General features: G+C 44.2%; 11 protein-coding genes. All 11 read left to right on the top strand.

Annotated elements, in window-relative coordinates:
* Positions 1 to 71 precede the first annotated feature (71 nt).
* The 11 genes from DXA57_RS13230 to DXA57_RS13180 all read left to right on the top strand — a co-directional run bounded on the left by DXA57_RS13230 (position 72) and on the right by DXA57_RS13180 (position 25,471).
* On the top strand, positions 72 to 2,894 hold the full coding sequence (locus tag DXA57_RS13230) for a transporter substrate-binding domain-containing protein (RefSeq protein ID WP_117767805.1): 2,823 nt from the start codon (positions 72 to 74) through the stop codon (positions 2,892 to 2,894).
* Positions 2,895 to 3,023: 129 nt separating this feature from the next.
* Positions 3,024 to 5,804, top strand: a complete 2,781-nt coding sequence (locus tag DXA57_RS13225) for a response regulator (RefSeq protein WP_158571330.1) — start codon at positions 3,024 to 3,026, stop codon at positions 5,802 to 5,804.
* Positions 5,805 to 6,216: 412 nt separating this feature from the next.
* A complete protein-coding gene (locus tag DXA57_RS17540) occupies positions 6,217 to 6,339 on the top strand; it encodes a transposase (protein WP_147345700.1) in 123 nt (40 codons plus the stop codon).
* Positions 6,340 to 6,507: 168 nt separating this feature from the next.
* Positions 6,508 to 7,437 (top strand): hypothetical protein, encoded by a 930-nt coding sequence (locus DXA57_RS13220; protein WP_117767803.1) that lies wholly within the window; start codon positions 6,508 to 6,510, stop codon positions 7,435 to 7,437.
* Complete coding sequence (locus tag DXA57_RS13215; protein ID WP_147345699.1) at positions 7,437 to 17,786, top strand: hypothetical protein; 10,350 nt, start codon at positions 7,437 to 7,439, stop codon at positions 17,784 to 17,786. Before DXA57_RS13220 ends, DXA57_RS13215 begins: the two co-directional genes overlap by 1 nt.
* 32 nt (positions 17,787 to 17,818) lie before the next feature.
* Entirely contained in the window at positions 17,819 to 18,934 is a 1,116-nt protein-coding gene (locus tag DXA57_RS13210; RefSeq protein ID WP_147345698.1) for a hypothetical protein, read from the top strand.
* Between the two features lie 100 nt (positions 18,935 to 19,034).
* Positions 19,035 to 19,736, top strand: coding sequence for a hypothetical protein (locus tag DXA57_RS13205; RefSeq protein WP_117767800.1), 702 nt, complete (start codon positions 19,035 to 19,037; stop codon positions 19,734 to 19,736).
* A gap of 331 nt (positions 19,737 to 20,067) precedes the next feature.
* On the top strand, positions 20,068 to 21,252 hold the full coding sequence (locus DXA57_RS13195) for an MFS transporter (protein ID WP_117767813.1): 1,185 nt from the start codon (positions 20,068 to 20,070) through the stop codon (positions 21,250 to 21,252).
* A gap of 96 nt (positions 21,253 to 21,348) precedes the next feature.
* Positions 21,349 to 22,224 carry a PHP domain-containing protein gene (locus tag DXA57_RS13190; protein ID WP_117767799.1) on the top strand — a complete coding sequence of 292 codons (876 nt, stop codon included), beginning with the start codon at positions 21,349 to 21,351 and terminating at the stop codon, positions 22,222 to 22,224.
* 24 nt (positions 22,225 to 22,248) lie between these two features.
* On the top strand, positions 22,249 to 24,012 hold the full coding sequence (locus DXA57_RS13185; RefSeq protein ID WP_117767798.1) for a sensor histidine kinase: 1,764 nt from the start codon (positions 22,249 to 22,251) through the stop codon (positions 24,010 to 24,012).
* On the top strand, positions 23,987 to 25,471 hold the full coding sequence (locus tag DXA57_RS13180; protein ID WP_158571329.1) for a response regulator transcription factor: 1,485 nt from the start codon (positions 23,987 to 23,989) through the stop codon (positions 25,469 to 25,471). Before DXA57_RS13185 ends, DXA57_RS13180 begins: the two co-directional genes overlap by 26 nt.
* Positions 25,472 to 25,610 lie beyond the last annotated feature (139 nt).

Below are 25,610 nucleotides of genomic sequence, written 5' to 3'. Positions count from 1 at the left end.
TTTATTAAAACAGGAGGTTGACAAGGAGATGTATAGAGAAATATATTTGACAGACAGACAGGAGGTTTAATATGATTTCGAGAGCAAAGAAATATGTGGCAGTATTACTGGCTTTTGTATGCGTGTGTATGATATTTTCTCCCCAGACTGCATACGCAGCCGAGGACAGTTCGCAGCATGAAACTGTCAAAGTCGGTTTCTTTGCCATGGATGGTTATCATGTGATGGATGAAGAAGGCAACCGTAGTGGGTATGGCTATGATTTTCTTCGGCTGATGGCCCGTTATTGGGATGTAGATTACGAATATGTCGGATATGATAAGAGCTGGGATGATATGCAGCAGATGCTTGAAGATGGCGAGATTGACATGGTAACATCTGCCCGCAAAACACCGGACAGAGAAGAAAAGTTTGATTTTTCACGTCCGATCGGAACCAATTATGGGATGCTGACCGTCCGCAGTGACAACAGCACGATTGTGGACGGCAATTACAGCACTTACAACGGTATGCGTGTGGCGCTTTTGAACGGAAACACCCGGAATGAAGAGTTTGCGGATTTTGCAGACGACAAAGGATTTACATATGTTCCATCTTATTTTGATACGACCACAGAAATGGATGAAGCCCTTCAGAGCGAAAAAGTTGATGCGATTGTTACCAGTTCTCTGAGAAAAACAAACAATGAGCGAATCGTGGATAAATTTGGCAGCAGCGATTTCTATGTCATTGTTAAAAAAGGTAATACAGAATTGCTGAATGAGATCAATTATGCAATCGACCAGATGAATGCAGTTGAGGGTGACTGGAAAACGACGCTTTATAATAAAAATTATGAAAGCATAGAAACTAAGAATCTGGAATATACGGAGAAAGAAAAAAGTATTATTTCACAGTATTCCAAGGACAACCCGCTTCATGTTCTGTGTGATCCGACCCGTTATCCATATTCTTATAATGAAAATGGTGAGATGAAGGGTATTATCCCGGATTACTTCCGGAAAATTGCAGACTATGCCGGGATTTCCTATGAGTTTCTGACACCTGCTACCAGAGATGAGTATATTGCTTATCAGAAAAATACGGAAACCACAGATATGAGCATCGATGCGCGCCTGGAAACAGATAACTATGCTGAGACGAAAAAATGGGGGATTACTGCACCTTTCATTACGATGCAGCTGGCAAGGGTGACACGGCGTGACTTTGATGGAAAAATTAATGTTGTTACTACTGTTGACCAGACAGCATCAAATTCAATTGAAGATGCAATGGCACCCGGTGCAGAAAAACTGATGTGCAGTACCCGACAGGAAATGATGGAAGCTGTCCGTGAGGGTAAAGCAGATGCTGCCTTCGTCTACTATTACATGGCACAGGCGTTTGTGAACAGTGACACTACGGGCACCATGACATATACTCTGCTGGAGCAGCCTACATTCACCTACCGCATGGTAATTTCATCAACTGAGAACCATGCGCTGGCTGGTATTCTGACGAAAGCAATGTATGCCATGCCCAAATATCTTGTTGAAGATCTTGCAGCACAGTATACCACATACAAAGCAACAGAGCTGACACTTGTTAACTGGATCCGTCTGCATCCTGTTGTTACTGTTTGGGTTCTACTTATTTTTGGATTGCTGCTGACTACTATGGCTGTGATAATGGTGTGTCTCAGTGCAAGAAAAAAAGCTCAGAAGGCGGCCCAGGAGAAAGCTGAGGAAATGGCGGAACTGGCAGAGCATGCACAGGCTGCAAACAAGGCAAAAACAGCATTTCTGTCACATATGTCCCATGATATGAGGACACCGATGAATGCAATCATAGGATTTACCGGTATTGCAATGAAAAACAATCCGTCAGACGAAGTGAAAAATTGTCTGGAAAAGATTGACGAAAGCTCAGAGCATTTACTGTCGCTGATCAATGATATATTAGATCTGACCCGCATCGAAAGTGGAAAAGTGAATTACAATCCGGTACCGGCGGATGTGAAAAACATTACAGATTCTGCATTGGATATTACAAAAGGTTTTCTTATGAACAGGGATATCAACTTTAAAATTCAGCGTGAAGAAGCAAAGATTCCAAATGTACTTGCGGATCCTGCACGCCTGCGCGATGTGCTGGTCAATATTCTGAGCAATGCCGTGAAATTCACTCCGGATGGAGGGACGATTACCTTTGAAGCCCGGTGTCAGGAAAAGGGCGGGGATGGATATATAAATATGCGTTACCGCATTTCGGATACTGGTATTGGCATGAGTGAGGAATTTACAAAAGAAGTTTTTGAGGAATTTGCACAGGAAGATTCCGGTGTGAGAACGCAGTACCATGGAGTTGGACTGGGGATGGCTATCGTAAAGAAGTATGTAGATATGATGGGTGGAACCATTTCCGTGCAGAGTAAAAAGCATGAGGGAACCACATTTACTGTGGATATTCCTTTGGAAATTACAGATAAGGAATGCAATAAGCCAGACACAGGTATTTCTGAAAAGGTGAATCTTACAGGTGTGAATGTCCTTCTTGCAGAGGATAATGAACTGAATGCAGAGATTGCTGCCGTGCAGTTGGAAGAGTTCGGGATGAATGTAGAAAGAGCTGTGGATGGAAAGAATGCTGTTGAAATTTTCAGAAATCATCCGGAAGGCACATTTGATGTAATCCTGATGGATATCATGATGCCTGAAATGAATGGTTATGAAGCGGCAAAAGCAATCAGGGCAATGAATGACAGACCGGATGGAAAAAACATTCCTATTATAGCAATGACAGCTAATTCATTTGCAGAAGATGTTCAGGCATCACTGGATGCAGGAATGAACGCACATTTGTCAAAGCCGATTGTGATTAATGAAGTTATAAAAACGATTATAAGGTATGTATAGAATGAAATTGCATACATTGTGGTCGCCTTTAAAGAAGGATGGATACATTGGAATCATTGGATATTTTGACACTGTAAAATAGAAAAATGCAAAATTAGAGTAATTACAATGCCACGTAAAGGGATAAAAATGAATAAATCAGTATTGCAAAGGGGTATCATTATAATATTGTGCAGTTGCATCCTTTTTTCAATCTGTCCGGTTTATGCTTTTGCAGCAGAAAATCAGAAAGAGAAAATTGTCAGGATTGGTGTACCGGATGATACATATGATAAAATAAATGGAAATGGAAAAAGAAGCGGATACGGCTATGAATATCTGCAGAAAATCGCAGGTTATACCGGGTGGAAATATGAATATGTAGATTGTACATGGGAAAATTGTTTCGACAAATTAAAAAATGATGAGCTGGATATGATAGAAGGAATCTCTTATACGGAGGAACGGGCAGAGACTATGCTTTTTTCCGCTATTCCAATGGGAGACGAAAGATATTATGTCTATGTGAAACCCGATCATACAGACATCTCATCCTCTGACACTGCATCTTTCAATGGGAAAAAGATTGGGGTGCTTATGGGTTACCTGTCGGAAATGGTATTGAACGAGTGGGAAAAGAAATATGATCTGCATACACAGCATGTCAATGTTTCAAATAATGAGGATGCTTTGAAGAAAATTGCAGACGGAGAAATTGATGCTTTTGTATCGTTAGAGGATTCCCGTCTGGATGGGTACGGAATGGTGGCCTTAACGAATCTCGGAAGTTCAAAAATATATTTTGCAATCGGCCAGAGTCATTCTGATTTAAAGACAGAGCTGGATAATGCTATGAGAAAGATCACAGATGATGATCCTTATTATGCAGATGAACTGCATAAGCAGTTTCTGTCAGTGGACAGTGTATATTTTCTGACGGGAGAAGAACAGAAATGGCTGTCAGAGCATGGAACAATCAAAATCGGTTATTTGATAAACGATGGCGGGGTCAGTACTCTTGATCCAGAAACCGGAAAAGTGAGTGGCCTGATCATGGATTACACCAAGCTTGCACAAAACTGTCTGGAAGGACAGACTTTGAAATTTGATCTCAAGGGGTATGATTCACAAGAGAATATGCAAAAAGCGTTGCATGATGGAGAAATTGATATGATTTTTCATGTGATGCAAAATACAAATGCTGCCGAAGATCTGGGCTATGATCTGACAGATACTGTCTGGAAGTATAATATGGCGGCTGCAACGGTTAAAAAGAGTTTTGATGAAAATGCTGAAAATACGGTTGCGATACCAAGAGAAGACAGTGATTTGAAGTCTTATGTTTCCTATAATTATCCACAGTGGCATGTGAGGGAATATGCTGCCTGGGAGGATGCAAAAAAGGCTGTTTATAATGGAAAAGCAGACTGCATGATCATGGACTCAGGCAAGTTGAAGCAATATTCAGATGATAATAAACTGCACAGTGTTTTTCTGGAAAAGTACGGCATGGTGTCTTTTGCAGTCAGACGTGGAAACAGCATGCTGCTGTCTGTCCTGAATAAGACGATAAAAACAATGTCTGCTTCAAAATTCTCCAATGCTGTGTATATGTATGACAATAATCTGAAGAAAGTTACGGCAAAGGAGTTTATAAGGGACAATTTCTGGGGCTTTACGGTGCTTGTTGTATCTGTTTTTTTGATCGTGCTGATACTGATACTTGGATTACTCCGAAAAGCCAGAATTGCAGAGAAAAAGGCAAAAGAGGCACAGCAGCAGGCAGAAAAGGCGAACAGTGCAAAGACAGATTTTTTGAGACATATGAGCCACGATATCCGGACACCTTTAAATGGAATTATTGGGATGCTCAATATATCAGAGCGTTATTATGGCGATAAAGAAAGATTATATGAATGTAAAGCAAAGGTAATGGAATCCATGGACTATCTGCAGTCCCTTCTGAATAATGTCCTGGATATCGGAAAAGTAGAATCTGGAACATTACAGTTGGTAAACAAGCCATTTGATCTGCTTGCAATGCTCGTCAAACAGATTTCGATTGTTGAGACAAATGCAAAGGAGTATGGTATCCGCTTTGAAGGCGGCGCTTCCATGAGTACTTTTCATCACAGATATGTTATTGGCAGTGAGGAATATCTAACCCGCCTTCTTATGAATCTTGCCGGAAATGCAGTTAAATATAACCGAAGAGGTGGTAAAGTCATCCTGTATTGCAATGAGATTTCAAGTGATGACAAGACGGCGGTTTTTGAATTTGTATGTTCTGATACGGGACTTGGTATGAGCGAAGAATTTCAGAAACATGCATTTGAATCCTATGCCCGGGAAGGAAAAGAAACAACGAATGGCTATAGTGGTGCCGGACTTGGACTTTCTATTGTAAAAGATATTGTGGACAGGATGAACGGAACAATCAAACTGGAAAGTAAAGAAAATGTAGGTACAACGTTTACCGTCACGATACCACTTGAGATTGATCATAATGCTGAGAAGGAACAGCAAAAAAAAGTGGAAAAGCCTGATCTGTCGGGTAAGAGTGTATTATTAGTTGAGGATAATGAGCTTAATCTGGAAATTGCAAAAATGCTGCTGGAAGATGAAAAGATGGTTGTGACTACGGCAGAAAACGGCAAGGAGGCTGTGGATATTGTTTCCCAATCCGTTCCAGGCAGATTTGACTTTATTTTTATGGATATCATGATGCCGGTAATGGATGGACTGGAAGCAACCAGACAGATAAGGACATTGAACCGTAAAGATACAAAAGAGATACCCATCATTGCGATGACAGCGAATGCATTTCAGGATGATATCAGGGACTGCATCGATGCCGGAATGAATGCACATATTGCAAAACCGATTGACAGTAAAAAAATAGAGGATACTTTACAGCTGGTTTTAAAATAGAAAGGGAAGAAAAATGATGAGCAACAAAAGTAAGAGCAGGATGCGGCAATATGGAAGCCTTTTGTTGTGCAGTATTCCTTGTGTTGTGTTTCTGGCAGCCTCGGTCAGGGCGGTAGAAGCTATCGCGGTGATGAAGCAATTGACTGGCTCGGTTTCAGCCGATTGTGGAGCCAGACCGTGGGTTATGCAGTAACCACAAGCCGAAAAGCCGAATAGATTCTTTGAACGCAGATTGCGAATGTCCGCTTTACTCGAAGAAAAACGCTTAGTGAGAGCCTTGCTTTGGCAAGGCTCTTATTTTGTGATAAAGGTGATGAGCCGGCGGCTGTTATCCGGACCGCGTCATTTCAGATTGAGAACTCCAATGACATTTCAGACACTCTTCTGAGCAATATCTTACGGGAGGTGTCCCATGCTTGAAGACGCAGCCGGGATCAGCCGTGTAGTCCTTGCGTGCGGCACTGTTGATTTGAGAAAAGGGATCGATGGTCTGGCAACGATCATCGGTGATCGGTATGAGTTGTGTACGAGATGATGAAGCAATGCCAGTTGGAGAGGAAGTATATAGAAATAAAGTATATAGAAATGAAGTATATAGATAATAACGATTACAAATTCGAATTCTACGACGGAAAAGTCTTGACTATAAGGTGAGATACCGATATTCTTACAAAAGAGAACGAAACCGTAGGAAGGAAATAAAATGAAGAAAAAAACAGGAAAATGGATCAGGCAGGTCAGGCTGGCCGGGATTCTTTTTATCATTGGCGTGCTGACTCTTGCTATATATGGAAGCTTTGCAGCGTATACAAGCTTTAACAGTGTGAAACGAGTGGTGTCTACCGGAACGCAAAGTGATACGATGTTCAGCTCAAACTATCTTTCACAACTGAATCTGGATGATGTGAATTATCCGGTTAAGCGTATTTCGCTTGCAGAGAAGGACGGAACATGTACCTTCACAATCCAGATCTGCAATTATGTCTGGGGAGACAGTAAACGGTATAATCTTAACGATATTACCTATAAGGTAACCGCACAGCTGTATGCAATGGATGGTGGAAAGCTTCCGGATAATATTACAAACATTAAGATGGAGAACAATCTATTTAATGAAAATGGAACGTGTACCCTGGGAAATCAGACATTAAAGACCGGAAGTGCAAAGAAAAACTGGTATCAATTTGTGATACCGGTCGACTTAAAGGATAAGGTGAAGATTCAGGTGGTTGCCGAGCCATCCGAAGAGAGTAAGGAGACTGTAAATCGTCAGAAGCTTGCGGCTGTCTTTTCTTTTGCGGATTATGAAGCGGTCAAAAGCTGGACCGGACAATTTCTTGATTCAAAGACCAAGGATCCGGATGCATATGATGCTTTTAATTATGAAATATCCGGAAATGGAGCAGGGACAGTGACTATGACGTGGCCGAAGAGTCTGCAGCTGAGTAAATGGGCTACGAATGGCACGCAGGAGAGCGGAACGTACAGCTTTGAGGTGGATGGCGCGACGACGGCTGTTCAGTTTCAGTTTTACAGAAACCCTGAAGAGCTATCAGCATTAAGTGGAAAAAGCTGGGCAGAACTGGAACAGTTGGTGAAGGTTACTTTTACAGAAAAGGTTGAAAGAAAATAATGACGAGAAGAAATAGTTGGATAAGACGTGTCATAGCAGTCGGACTGGCGGCAGGTATGGTGATGAGTACGACGTTACCGGCACTGGCAGAACGCGCAGAAGGATATGAGAGTTCAGTAGAAGCAGAGAACGATTTTGAGGACGGCGATTCTGCGGCTTCGGAAGAAGACTCAAAGGAGCAGGAGGTTCAGACAGAAGCAGCCGCGGAAGAATCGGAGCAGGTTCAGTTATCACTGGAGCTTTTGGCAGAAGGGCTGGAGTCTGATGCAGATAGTCCGAGTCTGAGTCTGGATAAAGCAGCTGAATTATCCGGGAAATTGAAAGTTGATCAGGAAACCAATACTGTAGAGGTTACAGATGGGGAAGGATTAATTTTGTTATCTAATGTTTACCCGGCGCAGTATTCTACGTATACTATTCGATTAATTACAACAACAGGCTGGGATCTTACCCAGCCCTTAACCTTAAATGGAACCAGCTACAATTTCCTTGGGCTGGGTGATGAAACCAGCCCTTATGAAGGAGCGTTTGAGCTGGATCAGGGAACCGCTGCCACACAGTATTCTATAGCGGCATCTCGTTCTCTCTTTAATGCGCTTTCGACAAAAGCAAAACTTGGAACAATCCCATTTTGTATTTCAGAAAGCACACCTTCCATGCAGGAACCTTTGCTGGCAGGAAAATTAAAACAAGGCGGAGCGGATGAATGTTTAACCGGTAAAATTGTACTTAGGGATTTGAATTCAGACAAGATATCAAATGCAGTCATCGGCGGCCTGATCGGTACAATGGAAAAAGGAACCAGTGCCACTCTGACTTTTGAAAATCAGTTTACAAAAGAACTGACAATAAGTACATCGAGCCATACGGGTCTTTTTTGCAATACAATGGCTGAAAACACTTCACTGACAGCAGAATTTAAGAAAGCTTCCAATGCAGGAAGCATCAAAGTCGAAGCGACGGAAGCGGGGATGGATGCAGGTGGCTTTGTCGGTCATATGGAGACGGATGCAGGATTGAAGATTGCAGGAAGTTCCATAGATCAAGTCACTTCTGATTCCGGAAATGCAGGAGGTCTTGTTGGTAGTGTAACAGATGGAAGCATTCAGTTAAAAGAACAGACGACAGCCTTTAGTTTTGCAGATACACTTACAGTAAAGGCAGGAAGTACATCAGCAGCCGGAGGTCTGAACGGTTACTGGCTTGTTACGAAAGGGGAAGCAGTTAGTTGTGATCTTTCTGATTATCAATTTAAGAAGCTTGTGATTTCCGGTGGGCAGGATGTCGGAGGTCTGTTCGGCCTGCTGGAAAATACCAGTACGGCGAAGACTGCGATTTCTATTTCTGCAAGTACAGCAAATACCATGACAGCGGAAGTATCAGGTACGGTTACGAACTTTGGCGGAATAATCGGAACGTATCAGTCAGATCAGATGGATAATACGCTGACGATCAAAGGTGAGTTTGATAAAGCAATCGATGCAAGTACTTCAGGTGGTGCGAATGTAAATAGTTCTTATGGTGGAATCATTGGCGTCATATCCGAAAAGAGTTATGTTGAGATAGAAAACGTATCAGCAACTACAGCTGATATGAAGAAGGATCCGAAAGCCAGCTTTGGCGGACTGGTTGGAAAAATGAATGATGGGCTGCTCAATGTGGGTAATGTAGCATTGAAAAGCAGTAGTGACCTTTCATACGATGCCGACAATGTGGATGGCCGGGGAGGTCTGGTGGGGCATCTGGTAAAGGGTGTACTGCGTCTGCACGGATCTACAGATCTAAGTGATCAGAAGATTACAACTGCATACCATCATGTGGGTCAGATTGTGGGAAACAACGATGATGGACTGGTGTACGCACTTGGTAATGGCAATGGCTTGAATGCAGAAGGAAGCGGATGGAGTCTTACCCGTTATTCCGGTGCGGATAGAGGCGGTTCCGATATCGGAAACTGGGGTGCAGTAATACGCCTCGGCGATAAACTATCTGAAGGAAACGATGGTGTGGTTACATTTGATCAAGATGCACACACGGTTCAGGTGCAGAATGGAAACGGATCAGAAATTAGCAGTGCCAATGCATTTGCGGCATATGTACTGGCTTTTGATCTCTCGAAGGCATACACAGGAAGCTCTGCGGCACTGAGCTTTGCTAAGCCGGTAGATGCGACAAAATCGCAGGCAGTGTCACTTACCGGAGATATTGATCTTACCGGCACCGGTATTCTGGGTATTGGTAAAGAAGATAACATTGAGGATACTGCGCAGAGATTTGCCGGAACACTGAACGGAAACAGTCATACGATTACTTTGGACATTGGGACAACGTATGGTGCAAATGTTTCAGGTACAGAAGGAAATGCAGCAGGGCAGCTTTATGCAAAGAGGAGTGATCAGAGAGATGCACATTATAGTCTGGCGCTGATTCCGTTCGCCGGTAATGTGACAATTCAGGATCTCACAATTGCGGGCACTGTTGCCTGTAGAGTTCCTAAGAATGTAAAGGAGGAAGAAAATTCAGGTGATATCAGATATCCGGCATTCGTCTCAGCGGCAATCGGTCTGGCAAGTGGGAATACAACTTTTGAAAATGTGACTGTTAATACCAAAGTATCTGTTTCAGAAGAAACTGATGCAAAAAAGCTCCACGTCTGGCAGGCAGGCTTACTGGGAAGATGTGAAAGTGAAGTATTGACCTTCAAGAATTGTACCTTGGGAAGTGAGTCCTCGTTTATTGACGAACGAAATACGGATAATCAGAGAATTGGTGGTCTGGCGGCAGAAGTGATGGGAGACTGTGAAGTGTTGGTTGACACATGTACATTAAGCGGTTCCATCACATCAAAATCTGCTTCCAATGCTAAAGTCGGTGGTCTGATCGCAGTCAGCAGGGGCGAAACACAGAATGGTACCAGTAATTCTTACACGTCAGCATACACAACGATTAAGATATCAAATCTTCAGGTGAAGAAAGAGAATATTAATACTAATGGTGCAAATAACACCAGTGGCGGACTTCTTGGCTATCAGTGGAAGAACACAAATGTGGTTTTTGCTGCATCTGTGGACAATACAGCCAGCAAAAGCGGAGTTACGATTTCCGGAGCCAAATTGAATGCAAAGGCTCAGTTTGGCGGTCTGGTATATCAGGCAACCGGATACTGGAATGCAACTGCTGCGAACAGTATTGTATTTAAAACAGAGAATAAGGCAACAACCTTTACCGGAAAATCAACGAAGAATACGCCAAGCGGTCTGCTGGTGGGAACTGGCCTGATCAAAGTGACACAAAGTGAAAATGTAGAGTCTGCACTGTATCTCGAGGCAGGTACATGGGGAAATGCTTCCGACGTTGCTTATAAGATTGGCAGTGATGCGGTAACACTTGATATCGGAAACTCAGAATACTTCGATGAACTGGTCGGTACGACAAAGAAGGATGATGCAGGAAACAGTAATGCAGTAGTTTCTCTGGCAGTGCGTGACGAGAATGAAACAGCAGAGCGTATTGATATAGAAGGTACAGGAAATACCTATACCGGACAGTTAGGCAATTATAAAAATGGAAATACAAGATACTACTACAATCTGGACAGTTACAGGAAGAATAATTCGGCTTTGAATGTGGACAGTGTCACATCACCGGAAAATATGGTTCTCTGGAGTGTGGCACAGTATGCTGCTCCGAATATCAGAGGCTACTTCCGTCAGGGAGAGCAGACAGATGTCACGATCACCGGTCCGATTGACCTGACTGGATATTCCTACTATCCGGTGACACCGCTGGGAGTTGTGAATCTTGGAACGAATCAGACGGCGACCAGTGTGACCTTTGATTATGATGGCATGAATGCAAAAGAGACGGAAAGTAAGAATAAACAACTGTCAGATTCTGACCATCAGCATTATTTGATGCAGCACGGATTATTTTATCATACCACTCACAACATAGCGGTAATAAATACCTCTTTTTTGGGAACGATAGGAAAAGAAAGTGCAGCAGATGCCGGTACATACAGTTCCGGTGCATTGATTTATGGAAGCGTAATCGGTGATCCGGTCAACAATATCGTTGAAATCAGCCTGAATAATGTGACACTGGCTGGAATTCGTGTGACGGAGATTGCAAAAGATGGCGCAGCGTATGCACCGCTTCTGATTAACCAGATGGATCAGGCAGTCAAATTAACAGTAAATGCGCTTTCTACAGGAGAAGGGTATACGACAGGAGAAGGATCTGGTAAGACAACTGATTACGCAGCAACCAGTCTGATCGGTAAAGTCGGCAGTGCGACGGCAACGAAGTTGACTCTTTCATTTTCCAATATTGCACTGGATGGGCGTCTGAAAGAGGATACATCGAAGTCTACATCCGTTTATAACAATGGGAATGAGCTGGTTGATTATCATACAACCCATACAATATTTACCAGGGCAACTCTTTTAGAATCCTTTATGTATTCTTCAGAAGGTACCGGTACGTATAATTTCAACAGTACGGATGATAAGGTCACTTACGGTGTAGAATTGACGAATACAGGAACAACCGGGCGCAATCCGGATAAGCAGCATCAGTATTATGATAGTGACAGCTATATCACAGATGAACAGAATCAAACGGCTAATGAAGAGTATGTAAAATCCAGATATAGCAGCTCGAAATTTATCCGTTACGTCTATACGCAGCAGAATATCAATGAAAGCAAGTATGAGTTAGATATCAACCAGAAGACAACCGGTCTCCTGAAAGGATGTGGAACGTATGGTGATCCGTATATTATTGAAAATGCGCATCAGCTGAGTTCGCTGGCAGCCTATATTCAGAGTCCGGGCAGTGTTTCAAAATTCCAGGCAATTTTCAATTCAAAAGTATTGGAAAATCAGGCACAGACTGCGGAAGGATATCATCTCCTAAATGGAGCAACAAGTGATGCAACAGGAACAGATATTACTTATACCTGGGAGAACGGAGTCTGGAAGAACGAGAGCGGAAGCGCAGCTGATGAGGGAAAAGCAACGAGCTATCTGCTGAATGCATATTACAAGATTGATAAGGATATTACTTTGTCAGCAGAAAGCTTTGGCGGTCTTGGTACGAAAGAGAATCCATTCAGCGGAGTCATTGTAGGTGCCTCTAAGAATAATACTACAGTTGCCTTAACAGGAACCAATGCGAATAAAGACAGCTTTGGCGGTCTGATTGATTATAGCCGGGGAAGTGTCGTGAAAGATCTGATTGTGGATTATTCACAGGCAACGATCACCATGCAGGCAAAAAGTCTTCCTGGAAGCGACAAAAATCCGTTTTTTGGCGGCGTGGTTGGTTACTGCATGGGTGGGGATACAATCATTGATCATGTGTCAGTAAATTATGCTGCGAATTCCGTGACATTCAGTGGAACTTGTTCATATATGATTGCAGCAGGCGGCTACGTAGGGCTGGTCGGCGGCGCAACCCATGTCAAAGAAAATACGGACTACGAAAAGACCGGTGGCGGTGTGGTGTTCCGAAATATGGATGGAACATCCAATACCTTTAAAGTAGCGTGCACAGATGCGGTAGCTTCCAATAAAACAGTGAATATGGTAAAGCAAGATGGCACAGCCGATGGAAAAACAGCATCAAACGGTGGAAATTATTTTTACCGCAATCCTTATGTTGGACGTGTTCTGGATGGCTATGCTTGCGCGGAAGGATGCACTGTAGATAACACAGATAAAAACTATACCATTCCGACTTTGACAGCAGGAACAAATGACCTTCAGGTAAGCGAATCAGATGAAAGCCTGAATGTTACCGTAACATCTGCCCAGGGATTGTGGCTGCTTTCTGCAATTGTAAACAGTGGTGCAGGGGCGATGGACTCCAGTGGTAGTTACACCGATGTTGACAGCAAATTTGTGGATGCTTATCAATATGGCAAACCACGTACTGCATCCTACGAAGGAATTGGAACAGCGTCAGCTGAGGATAAGAATCTTGCGGATGAAGCGTACTGGGGCGGAGTGGTAAGTACTGCAGGCAGCGATACGGCAAAAAGTCGCATGTCTTATCTGGTGAAGAATTATACCACAGGAAATGCGGCTGCCCGTCTGGCCGGGAAAAGTACTTTGGCTAATACCAATATTCCGGTTATGCTCACGTTTGAAACAGGCAGCATAGATATGAGCAGCTACGGAAATGGTTTCCGGGGAATCGGTTCCAGCTATGGAAATAATAAGCATGTTTGGAGCAGTAACTGTAGTATTCCTGAAGTATATCGCCGCAATTTATTGATTAAGAGCATCAACACCGACAGGACAGAAGACACACTGATTACCTTAAATATGAATCAGAATGATTATCACACGGAATACAGCAGTGGTACATGGCGAAATCAGGGTGCCGGACTGTTTGTGGATTTTCACTTTACAGATGGGTGTAAGGTAAATCATCTTAAGATATCAGGAAACGTTAAGCTTGGATTATTTGATATAAATGGTAAATTAATGTGCGTGACAAAAAGAACGGATCCGGAAGTGCATATAGGGGTAGGAGGTTTTGCTGCAAGAACTGCCAATTCCAGTGTTACTGTAACCTTTGATCAGTTTAATCTGGAAAATATAAACGTATATGGTGGTACCATGACGGGTGGAGCCATTGGTTATATTGATGGATATAGTGGAGCGAAAAGGAATGTATCTTTTACCAACTGGACGATTCAGAACGAAAAGGTAACAAAATGGGTTTATAACGATGGAAGTACAGGTGGATTAGTTGGATGGAATATTAGTTATGGTACTTTGTCAATTACCGGAAATGAAGATAGTTCTGTAAAAGATGTAGATCAATTATCTGTTACCACACATGCAGAGAACTTTTATACAGCTGCTGCCGGTGGTCTTGTGGGCGCGAATGATTACAGTTCTGTAACAGTAGAGAATGTAAGCGCACAGAATTTGAGTGTTTCAGGCAAAAATCTGCGAGATCTTGGTGGTTTGTTGGCAGAAGGCAGAAAAGGTGGTACGCTCGAAGTGAAGAAATGTTCCCTTGCTTCTATGAAGATTACGCTAGAGATCAATTCCAACCAGAAATCTTCAAGCGCCTGCACAGGAGGTATCATCGGATTTCACGAAAGACCGCTGACGATTTCAGAAGTAGAGATTACGTCGGATTCGACCATCAATGGTCAGCAATTTACCGGTGGTTTCGTAGGCTATTCAGCTGTAGATGTGACAATTCGTGACTGTAGAGAAGAAAATATCAATATTAAGACAGATATGAACTGGATCGGTGGATTTATTGGATATGTCAACCCGAACAGAACAGCCACATTTCAAAATTGTCAGGAAGAAAATGTGAACATTCTTGGTCGGTATACAGGTGGTCTTGTCGGAGCTATGGATGGCAGTATCAAGGCATCCAATATAGAGTTTTTTAATGTGATTGGAGTAACTTATAATGATAAAGGATACGCAGCATTGTTAGTTGGTAATACGGAAAACAATGCTACGAATAAGTACAGTAACAAAGTCAGTGGATATAATCTGTTAGCAAAGAATTGTAAATTTGGTTATAATAACAAAGCGAAGGTAGATGAGTTATCGACTGCAAATATCCAACAGATAGATACGTCAGGTTTTTGGATTGGTAAAGTCGGAGTAAATGGTACAGTCAATCTGGTAGCGGTTGCAGTTCAGGGGGATGATGTCTTTCCGCAGAAGGATATCGGTACAAAAAATGGAACTGCTGCGATCATTTATGCAGATGCATTTGTGGATCAGACGTATCAGCCGATCAATTCCACAGACAAAACATCTTCATCTGCCAGCCCATGGCTGGATGTTAATCCGAAGAGCGAGGTACCTTTTGCTGACGGCACAGTTATGACCGGTAATGGTGTCGGAATGCAGAAAGGCAGTACAACAGCCGGCGCTGTTTTAAAGGGCTTACAGGAAAAGACACCTGCTTCTGATGTTTATTGGAATTTACTGGAGAAAAAAGCAGAATTTGTGAATTTCTTAGATACGGACAAGGATGCCTACGTGACGACGTACAGGAAAGAAGAAAGCGCCACTACCACCGTGAGTGATGACGTTGATTTTCCGGTACTTGTGGTAAATAACACCGCAGATGTGGATACGATGATCTGGAATTACATAGCTGCCATGACGAATGTCAGCAGCGGAACAGGTGTGAAACAACAGAAGAATAGCATTACCGCAACAACTTATCAGTGGGATACCACACAGAATTCTTTTAAAGCGAAAGAGAGTGCGAGCTTAAGTATCAGTAAGGCGAAGAAAATCAGCATCGTTCCGAATGCCTACGACAATCAGAACAGTCAGTTTACTTTGCTGGATGTCACTTATGCGAATCCGACCAACAATCAAGCAGAGCCGTTTCATTTGTACATACCGGTGCTGGTGAAAAAGGTGCTCTATATCAGCTTTAAGACAAGATTTCTTGCGGGAACGGATTACTGTGCAGCGGACTATCCAATGAATGATAAAGCAACCAATCATTATGCAACAGCTGGCTTCGATGAACCACTGACTGCTTACATAGAATACAGCTATGAGAAAGATACAGACTGGCAGTCGATGCTGGATAACGGGGAGAATTTGCTGTGGTATTACGACAAAATCATGGATCTGGCATCGGGCAGTACGGCAGCATCCGGGAAGACTTTACTGCCATCCGGGACACGTCTGACACTGGTAGACAGGCAGACGAAGCAGTACTATACTTATACGACAGATGGTACAGAAGATCTGCATAAATTTGATTTTGCACAGATGATGACATCAGATGGAAAGACTCCATTTTGCCCGGTCTATATCTGTGATTTACTCGATATGACGGTTTCAGATGCGGTCACGGAGGAAACAGAAGGAACAACGTATTACGTAGTAGAAAATGATCCGGCGAAAGCAACAGTCAGAGTAGGAACGACCTGTTACCGCAGGGCAGAAGAGAAGGATAAGGATGTCAGCAAGTATCGTATAACGATCACGGAAGCATCCAAATCAGAAGCTCGAAGTGAGGGATATTATCTGACTGTTCAGGTTCCGGAAACAGCAGGATATTCCGTTATCAACAATCGGTTAAATTATGGAGCGATTTCCCGTAAAGAGGGAACACTTCCGGCTAAAATTACGTCAGATGAAAGGAAGTCCGGATCCGGCTATGTGGTATACAATGGCGTTGAGCAGGAATTTACGGTTTCCACGACTCGTGTTCATAATGGAAGCGAGATAAGTGATACGGTCATGGAAAATGGAGACAGTGTAAAAATAAAATTGCAAAGTACATTGAAGCTGACAGAAGCAGGAAAAGATCGATTTGATAAAGTCGGTCCGTCTGAATTTTATCACAGATTTGATGTCAGTCTGAAAAAATACCTGAAGGAATTAAACGGTGGTGAATATGATGTGATTGGTACGGAGAATGTATCTTATACATATACGCTGACAGGCAATGGATTGAATGTTAAGAAAGAAGAAAAGCTCCAGAACGTAGCGGGACTTGATACATTAACGCTGCAATACGGAGGCAGTGAGCTGAAAAAAGCGCTGGAGACGGCGAAAAGTGATGAGACAGCAATAACTGCTACGGCAGAAATTATACTTACTTATGTGACTGCAGATCATTTCCCTGAGAGAAATACATCGGACAGCAGTGACAGTAGTGGTATGTCGGTTGTTGCAGCATCCGCCATTGCAAATACGGCAAGCCAGCTGCCGATCACCACGAATAAAGGTACAAGTGAGGATAAAAACCGCTATTATACTACGAATCCATCCAGAGCCAGTCTGGAGTATTCTGCAATCGCCGGAATCAGTGATGCTACGCGCCAGCTGGGAATTAATCCAAGCGATGAGGTGAATTCTTCTGATACGATTGAAACGAGGGCAAAGTATGATTATTCCAGTGTGGATTCCGCTGTTCTTAAGAAGGCGGCAAAGATTCGGTATACGCTGGAACTGTTCCAAAAGAATCAGGACGGAGCTTATGCAGAGACGCCGTTAGAGATTGGAGAATATCTTATGTCTATGCGTATGGAAGCTGCCGGGGAGCCTTCCTCTTCATCAGAAAAATCACGCCAGTGGACGAAGCCATTTGTCTCAAGTGAGGATAAGCAGGAATTTGCTTATATTGATTTTACGCCGCTTACTGGAGAAGCATTTGAAGCAAAGGGACATACATATGCCAACTATAAGGTGCGCCTGACAGCCGTGCTGCTTGATCAGGATAGTAAGGAAATTGATGGTACAAAAGCGTCGGATTATATTATCTATACGAACGCACGCATTTATCAGCAGATTCTGGAAACAATGCAGGGCGCAGAAGCCGGAAATAAATGATGCTGACAGAAGAGCAGAAACGAGGTGAGAGGATGCAGGGAAAAAAAAAGAAAGAAGGACTGACCTCGGAGGAATACCGGCAGCAGGCCAGGGATGAGATAAGTAAGGTCAAAAATGAGTGGAAGGTTTTTCTTAGGACAGGTATCATTATGTCTGCTGCGCTGATTGTGATTATTATTGCCTGCGTTGCATGGTTTGTCAGTAATAATAAGGTGACGATATCAACGACAAGAGTTCAGTCTGCAGGCAGTGAGTTTGAGCTTGCTGCCGCATCCAAACCAAATAGTGAAACTTCCGCAGGCGTGTATGATAAGCTGCTGGACGTACCGCAAGGAACTAAAAGCAGCATCAAAAACCAGAACTTTCTGGCAACGGATGGCAGCCATACCTCAATCACCTGGGCAATTACCGATGACAGCAATATGAACAATAATACAGAAGTTGGAATTGAGCCTGGTGCCAGTGGGAAAATGACATTCTATATCATTTCGCATAAGGAGGGAGCACTGAGCGTGACACTGGATCTGACGCTGACCGGCTATACGGGTGAGGAAACAGCAGCGACATCATCAAATTTGCAAAAGGCAAATCAGAGGGCGCAGCAGTTACTGGAGGGCCATGTCCTTCTGTTTGTAGGCTATGATTCCGATGCACGTTCTTATAAGGGCTGGATTTCCCAAGATGCCGGTCCTTGGTCGATGACTTTGGACTCAGAAAAAGCTGTATTATCTAGAGATGAAAATGGAAAACTGACCTGGTCTGTTCAAAATGCAAAAAAAGATACGGCCTATCCGGTTACACTTTACTGGGTATGGCCGGAAATACTTGGCTCTTATCTGGTAAAGGATCAAAGCAGCATTGGAAAACGACCGATTTTATTTCCGGAGGATTGGAACGATGGATCGAGTCATCTTACGGAACTTCCGAAAACATTATTTAAGGCCATGTGCAGTTTAAATGATAATCGATATTTTTACTGGAAAGAGAGTGAAGAGTTTGCAGGAACGGTTACAGAAGGGAAACTGAACCAGATGCGAACGGATTTCAATCCGGTCATGTACGGAACACTTGCTGTTTATTATAATCAGGCAGATGAGTATCTGGGCAGCAACGTCCGTTTTATAAAACTGAAGCTGGACGCACAGTGAGCCATACTAGGCCCTGTCAGCAGAGCGGCAGGGATGTATTGCGAATGTCCGCTTTACGCAAAAGCAGACGGAGTCTATTTTACAAGGAGGGAACAGGCAGATGAGCCAGTCGGCAGAAGAACAGCAGGAGCACAGGAAACAAAAGAAGGACTGGAAGCAGGAAAGACGAAAAAGACGGGCTATATGGGCAGTGGTATCGGCGGCACTTGCCCTTCTGGCAGTTCCGGTTCTTGCATGGCTATACATGCAAAGAAGTATGGAAACCATCACAGAGATAAAGAAACCAGAGATACTGAGTATCAAAGCCGGAGATATGCAGGATATAGAGCAGTTGGAGCTTGGCACAATCGATGTCTCCGGGGATCAGAAAACAAAAGATGTGGTGTTTTGTGTATACAGTGCGGAAAAGGGAAAAAAATATGATCTGCAGCTTGCGCACACTACAAATATTGGCTTTACGTATTCCATCTACAAGGCATCATCGCCGATCGAAGGCGGTGATGTTACGTATCTTGGCAAACAATATAAAAAAGGTGAATTGCTGCCGGGAGGTTATCTGAATCTGGCTGCGGATGGGAAACACGCCACGAATGCCTATCACAATAATACGTATGGAGAGTACAATAATGTGCAACAGGCTGCAGAACCCCTTTACTGGAAATCAAAAGAGCAGGAAACGCTTTCGAACAAGAAGGATGAGAGAGAGGAGTTTTATGTAAATTATTATATTTTGCACATTTCCTGGGATGAAACAGTCCAGAACAACAAGGAAACGGACATGATATATCTCATGGCGGGCTGATATGTCTTTACCTGAATCTGAAAAGCAGTTCTCTTTTTTATTACGAAAGATTTATGAATACCACTGCAAAGATCGCATTGAATAGCATCCCAGCTTAAACTATTTGACCATGCCGCACATAATGGTTCCAACTATCTGAATGGACACGGTTTTGTAAGCATCATGCTCTGTGTATCTATGTGGAAGAAGGATAAAAGAATCCAAACGGGAACTTGCTGCCGCCATGATCCGTAATATCATGCCTGAATTTCAAAGCATGGAACATGTCATTATTTTCTGTGACAGCTGGTATACGAAACAAAATCTTTTCTGGAAAGGAAACCATGTATTTATGAAAAGCAAATATCAAAAAACACTGATTGCCTGTTATCTCGGATTTATCACCCAGGCAATCGCAGCGAATTTTGCACCGCTGTTATTTCTGACCTTTCACCGGAACTATCAGATCTCGCTCGGAAAGATCGCATTCATTTCAACCGCATTCTTTTTCACGCAGCTCCTTGTGGATCTGTTCTGTGCGAAATACGTGGACAGGATCGGCTATCGCAGGAGCGTTGTTGCGTCTGAGATCCTGTCTGGCTGTGGATGGATCGGACTTGCTATTTTACCGGAACTTCTTCCGGATCCATACGTTGGTATTCTGATCAGCGTGATCATTTATGCGATCGGAAGTGGCCTGATCGAAGTGTTGGTCAGTCCCATTGTCGAAGCCTGTCCTTTCGAAAACAAGGAGGCCGTAATGAGCCTTCTGCATTCCTTTTACTGCTGGGGATCGGTCGGTGTTATTTTGCTTTCCACCATCTTTTTTGCCGTTTTCGGGATCGAAAACTGGCATATTCTGGCTTGTATCTGGGCCTTGATCCCGCTGTATAACACCTTCAATTTTCTTTCCTGTCCGATCGAATCGCTGACAGAAGAAGGACAGGGGCTGGGAATCCGTCAGTTATGCCGTATTCCGATCTTCTGGATCACTCTTGTGCTTATGGTCTGTGCGGGGGCAAGTGAGATTTCGATGGCGCAGTGGGCATCCGCCTATGTTGAATCTGCCCTTGGCATCTCCAAAAGCATCGGTGATGTCGCAGGTCCCTGTCTGTTTGCCATTATGATGGGCATCAGCCGTTCTTTCTATGGAAAATACGGCGAAAAAATGGATCTGATGAAATTTATGATCGCTTCCGGTGCTCTTTGTCTGGTGTGTTATCTGCTCTCGGCGCTTGCTCCGCTTCCGGCTCTGAATCTTCTGGGCTGTGTCGTCTGCGGTTTTTCTGTCGGGATCATGTGGCCGGGGACGATCAGCATTGCTTCCGGCAAGATTCCGCTTGGCGGAACGGCGATGTTTGCGCTCCTTGCCATGGCAGGAGACCTTGGCGGTTCCGTAGGTCCGGGTATTGTCGGTTTTGTCACACAACGGGCGAATGATGATCTGAAAGCAGGTATGCTGGCCGGCAGTATATTTCCGGTCATATTGGTGCTGTCTGTTCTTCTGCTGAGGAAAAAACGGGCAGAAGGAAAATAGATCATATCGCGGAAAGATCAGATGTATGGATTGCAGAATGCTGTCCGGATGGTGTAAAATACAAGAAAAAGACCATCTTCAAAGGAGAGCAGGAAAATGGAAAAAGATCTGTTTGGAATCAATCGATGGAAAATCAATCTTCATACACATACGACACGTTCGGATGGCAGCCGGACACCGGAAGAGGTCGCAGAGATCTATAAAAAAGCCGGTTATGATGTGATCGCGGTCACGGATCACTGGAAATATCATGAGAGTGGGGAAATTGGCGGCCTTCGTATTTTAGCGGGGGCAGAGTATAACATTGGCGGCGGCAATGCAGGTACCGGCGTGTATCACATCCTTGGCATCGGCTGCAGCAGGGAACCGGATCTGGCGGGAACAGCAGGTCCGCAGGAAATCATCGATGAAGTGCATCGCTGTAAAGGGCTTGCCGTTCTGGCACATCCGGCCTGGTCATTGAATACGGCACAGCAGGCGGCTAAGCTTTCCGGCATCGATGCTACAGAGATCTACAATTCTGTTTCCGATGCGGGAGAGTCTTCTCGCCCGTATTCCGGAGATTTTGTTGATACAGCGGCATGTCAGGGCCTGTTCTACTCGCTGCTTGCTGATGATGACGCACATTTTTATGACGGCAGTGATGAGACGAAGGCATGGATCATGCTCGAAGCAGGAGAAAATGCCTCCGATGAAGAGCTGCTGAGAGCGATCAGAGAGGAAAAATTTTATGCGACCCAGGGACCGGAGATCCACATCAGGAGAGAAAAGAATGAAGTGACGGTCAACTGTTCACCGGTCAGCCGGATTTCCTTCTTTTCAAATGCCGTATGGGCACCGGAGCGCGGACATAGAGGAAACGGGTTGACGAAAGCCGTGTGTCATGTGGAACCCTGGGAAACCTTCATCCGGGCGGAGGTTACGGATGCACAGGGAAAAATGGCATGGAGCCGGGTGATAAGGCTGGTTTAAGTCGGAAATAACAGGGTGTAGCCTATGAAAAAGCCTGCTTTTTTAACAAAAGACTGGTTTTCCAGGCATGGGATCACGACAAGGATCGTGCTGTTGTTTCTGGTGCTGGTCATTATTCCTTTTTTTGTCATGGCGGCCTTTGTGGTAGGGATCTTCCGGGATTATAATATTACGGCTCTTGGAAATTCTGCGATGGACTCCATGGCATCTGTGGGCTATCAGATATCCGGGGAACTGAAAAACCGCATGGAAAGTTCCCTGTTTGCTTACTATAATGACATTGTAGAACTGCTGTCGGGGGAGACGCTTACAGAAAGCGAAGAGAAGCTGATCGAAAAGAGACTGAACTCCAGCGTATATTCCATAGAGGGGGCTGTTGCCGGAGCGATCATTGACCGGAACGGAAAGGTTTACCGTGTAGGCAATGATGCGATGGCTGTTTCCTTTATGGAGGAACATCGGGAGGAGGTGCTTGCGGCGGGAGGAAGATGCTGCTGGTATGTCATGAGCAGGGTATATGGTCGGTCTGAGAAAAACAGCTACATTCTGGCCAGATCTCTGAACAATAAAGAAATGCAGCACGTCGGTTTTTTATATATGGTTATGAGTGATTCTCTTGTACAGGATGCGTTTGGTCAGCTGCAGTCAGATGAAGCGGTGCGTTATCTTACAGATTCCGAAGGCAGGATCCTTTACAGTTCCAGAAAAGAAGCGGACAGGGATCATCTGGATATCTCGGTCCTGGATGAAAAGAAGATCACGGATTATCATCTGACTACGCTGGAGGACGGGAGAAAAGTGATCCTTGCGGGCCGCAGGATCGCCACGACCGGCTGGTACTGTATTTCAGTGATCGAAATGTCCTATATCATGCAGCGGGCACTGGCACTTCTGAGACCGCTTCTTTTTATTGCGATCATTTATGTGGTGTTCCTGTTTATCATGCTTTATATGCTGCGCAAATATGTTTTCCGACCGCTTGGGACTCTGAAGAAGGCGATGGATCAGTATGCACAGGGAACACTGGATTCCATGCAGATCCAGGCGGTGGGCGAAGGAGAACTCCGCAGCCTGTCCAGACATTTCAATAACATGATCAGCCGGATCGATGTCCTGATGGAGGATTATCGGATGGAAGCGGAGGAAAAGAACCGTCAGAAGCTTCGGGTGCTTTCCGCACAGCTGACACCGCATTTTATCTATAATGCCTTGAATACGATCAAATGGGTGGCGGTACTGAACCATCAGGAAAACATTCAGAAGCTGATCGAATCCCTGAGCTATGTGCTGATGAATGCGGCGAGGGATGATGAGGCAGGATACTGTGTGGAAGACGAGTTAAAGCTGGTGGAAAACTATGCGGTGATCCAGAAAGCACGTTTCATGAATTTTGAGCTTGTGATCGAAAAAGATGAAAACTGCAGGAACTGCAGGATCCGCAAATTCCTCCTGCAGCCGATCATTGAAAATGCGGTCGTTCACGGACTGGGCAGAGGAAAAATAAAAAACACGGAAATCAAAGTGAAGGTCTGGGCAGATGAAGAGCTGCATATCCTGGTGGAAGACCGGGGTGTGGGCTTTGACGTGGAAGAATGGAGACGAAAGCCGGGAAAGAAAGAAGAACATACCAATATCGGGATTCATAATGTAGAGGAAATGATCCACATGGAATACGGGGAAAATTATGGCATGTGGATCGAGAGCCGTCCGGGAGAAGGGACCAGAGTCACATACCTGCTTCCGGTCGTCAGGGGGAAGAAACATGATACGGATAATTATAGTGGATGATGAGATCCTTTCCAGGATCGGACTGCAGTCTTTTCTGGATGGAAAAGAGGGCATTGTGGTGTCCGGCATATTCGGGGAAGCGGAAGAGGCATTGCATTTTCTGGAAGAGAATATGGTGGATGTTGTTCTGACGGATATTGAAATGGCAGAGATGGACGGGCTGGAGTTTATCCGTGAGATCAGGGAAAGACAGCTGGCTTTGGGAGTCATCATTGTCAGCTGCCATGAGGACTTTTCCTATGCGCAGCGGGCAATCTCCATCGGAACGGACAGTTATATCCTGAAGCACAGCGTAACAGAGAAATCTCTGATACAGGAAGTAAAAAATGTCTATGAAAAAACTGTCGGGAAAGAGACAGAAAAAAAGAAGGCAGGAACAGAAGAAAAAAAAGAGAAGCAGATCCGCAGACAGTGCATTTACCGCATTGGCGTTTTGCAGCTGAACGGACGGAGTACGGAACAGCCGGAAGGTTCAGAGATGCTGGTACATCTTCTGGAAGAGATCGTAAACCGTTATCAGATGGGAACGTTGTTTTCCCCTTATAATCGTGAGATTTTCATTCTGTTTCAGATGGACGGGCAGTCGTCCGAAGAAGAACGCCGGAAGCTGCTGGAACACTGGCTCCGTCTGCTTCAGAACAATATCAGCCAGTATCTGACCGGTGCAGTGGTGATCGGGATCAGTCAGGAATTTGAAGAGCTTCCGGAGACGAGAAAAGAATATCAGCATGCGGTTCTTGCAGCAGAACAGTATTTCTTTCATCCGGAGCAAAATGTCTTTTTTTATAAAAGACCGTCCGTTTCCAATGCTCTTGGCATTTTTGAAACAAAGGACTTTCTGGAAGAACAGTGGCTGGAACGGTTTTCCAGAGAACTGGAACAATGGCTGGAACTGAGCGGAGAGCAGCAGCTTTCCGTGACGGTTGTAAAGAATATCTTTCTCCAGAACATGCGCCAGATGATGCATTATATTTTATCCGGTTATCATTTTGAGGAACATTTTCGTGGAAAGTGGAGACAGGATACGGAGCTCATTGCTTTTATCTCATCCGCTGCCAGCAGCGTGGAACTGAAAGACCGTGCCGTGGAATATATGAAAGAGTTTCAGGCGGCAGCCTTCCGGGCGGGAGTGCAGAATCCGCTGATCGAGGTTTTGAACTATATTGACAGGCATCTGGATGGAAAACTTACACTGCCGGAACTGGCACAGCTGAGCTGTATGAGTGTCCCTTCGTTTTGTAAGAAATTCAAAGAGCAGACGGGGATGACGGTTATGCAGTACATCAATGAGAAGCGGGTGGCCTGTGCGGCTTCCCTTTTGAAACAGTCGCAGTACTCGCTGGATGAGATCGCAGCGCTGGCCGGTTTTTCAAATTCCAATTATCTTTTGCGGGTATTTAAGAAAAGTACGGGAAAGACGATCGGGCAGTTCCGGAAACAGTATGGCCTGCGGGAGTAGAAAAATAAGATTTTGAATCAAAGTATAATTTTTTGAATTTTCTGCGCAATAATCGTATGATTGTGAAAAAACAAGAGAAGTTATTGCCTTGTTTTGAATAAAGAAAACGAGTAGAATGGAATTATCAGGTAATTATTCA

Source organism: Blautia sp. OF03-15BH, from assembly GCF_003463065.1.
GTDB lineage: Bacteria > Bacillota > Clostridia > Lachnospirales > Lachnospiraceae > Limivivens.
Note: the sequence above shows the minus strand (reverse complement) of the source record. Positions and strands in the feature narration are given on the sequence as shown.

Excerpts from the sequence above, each read along its gene's own strand:
- DXA57_RS13230 (WP_117767805.1), top strand. The coding sequence starts at position 72 with ATGATTTCGAGAGCAAAGAAATATGTGGCAGTATTACTGGCTTTTGTA.
- DXA57_RS13225 (WP_158571330.1), top strand. The coding sequence starts at position 3,024 with ATGAATAAATCAGTATTGCAAAGGGGTATCATTATAATATTGTGCAGT.
- DXA57_RS17540 (WP_147345700.1), top strand. The coding sequence starts at position 6,217 with ATGCTTGAAGACGCAGCCGGGATCAGCCGTGTAGTCCTTGCGTGCGGC.
- DXA57_RS13220 (WP_117767803.1), top strand. The coding sequence starts at position 6,508 with ATGAAGAAAAAAACAGGAAAATGGATCAGGCAGGTCAGGCTGGCCGGG.
- DXA57_RS13215 (WP_147345699.1), top strand. The coding sequence starts at position 7,437 with ATGACGAGAAGAAATAGTTGGATAAGACGTGTCATAGCAGTCGGACTG.
- DXA57_RS13210 (WP_147345698.1), top strand. The coding sequence starts at position 17,819 with ATGCAGGGAAAAAAAAAGAAAGAAGGACTGACCTCGGAGGAATACCGG.
- DXA57_RS13205 (WP_117767800.1), top strand. The coding sequence starts at position 19,035 with ATGAGCCAGTCGGCAGAAGAACAGCAGGAGCACAGGAAACAAAAGAAG.
- DXA57_RS13195 (WP_117767813.1), top strand. The coding sequence starts at position 20,068 with ATGAAAAGCAAATATCAAAAAACACTGATTGCCTGTTATCTCGGATTT.
- DXA57_RS13190 (WP_117767799.1), top strand. The coding sequence starts at position 21,349 with ATGGAAAAAGATCTGTTTGGAATCAATCGATGGAAAATCAATCTTCAT.
- DXA57_RS13185 (WP_117767798.1), top strand. The coding sequence starts at position 22,249 with ATGAAAAAGCCTGCTTTTTTAACAAAAGACTGGTTTTCCAGGCATGGG.
- DXA57_RS13180 (WP_158571329.1), top strand. The coding sequence starts at position 23,987 with ATGATACGGATAATTATAGTGGATGATGAGATCCTTTCCAGGATCGGA.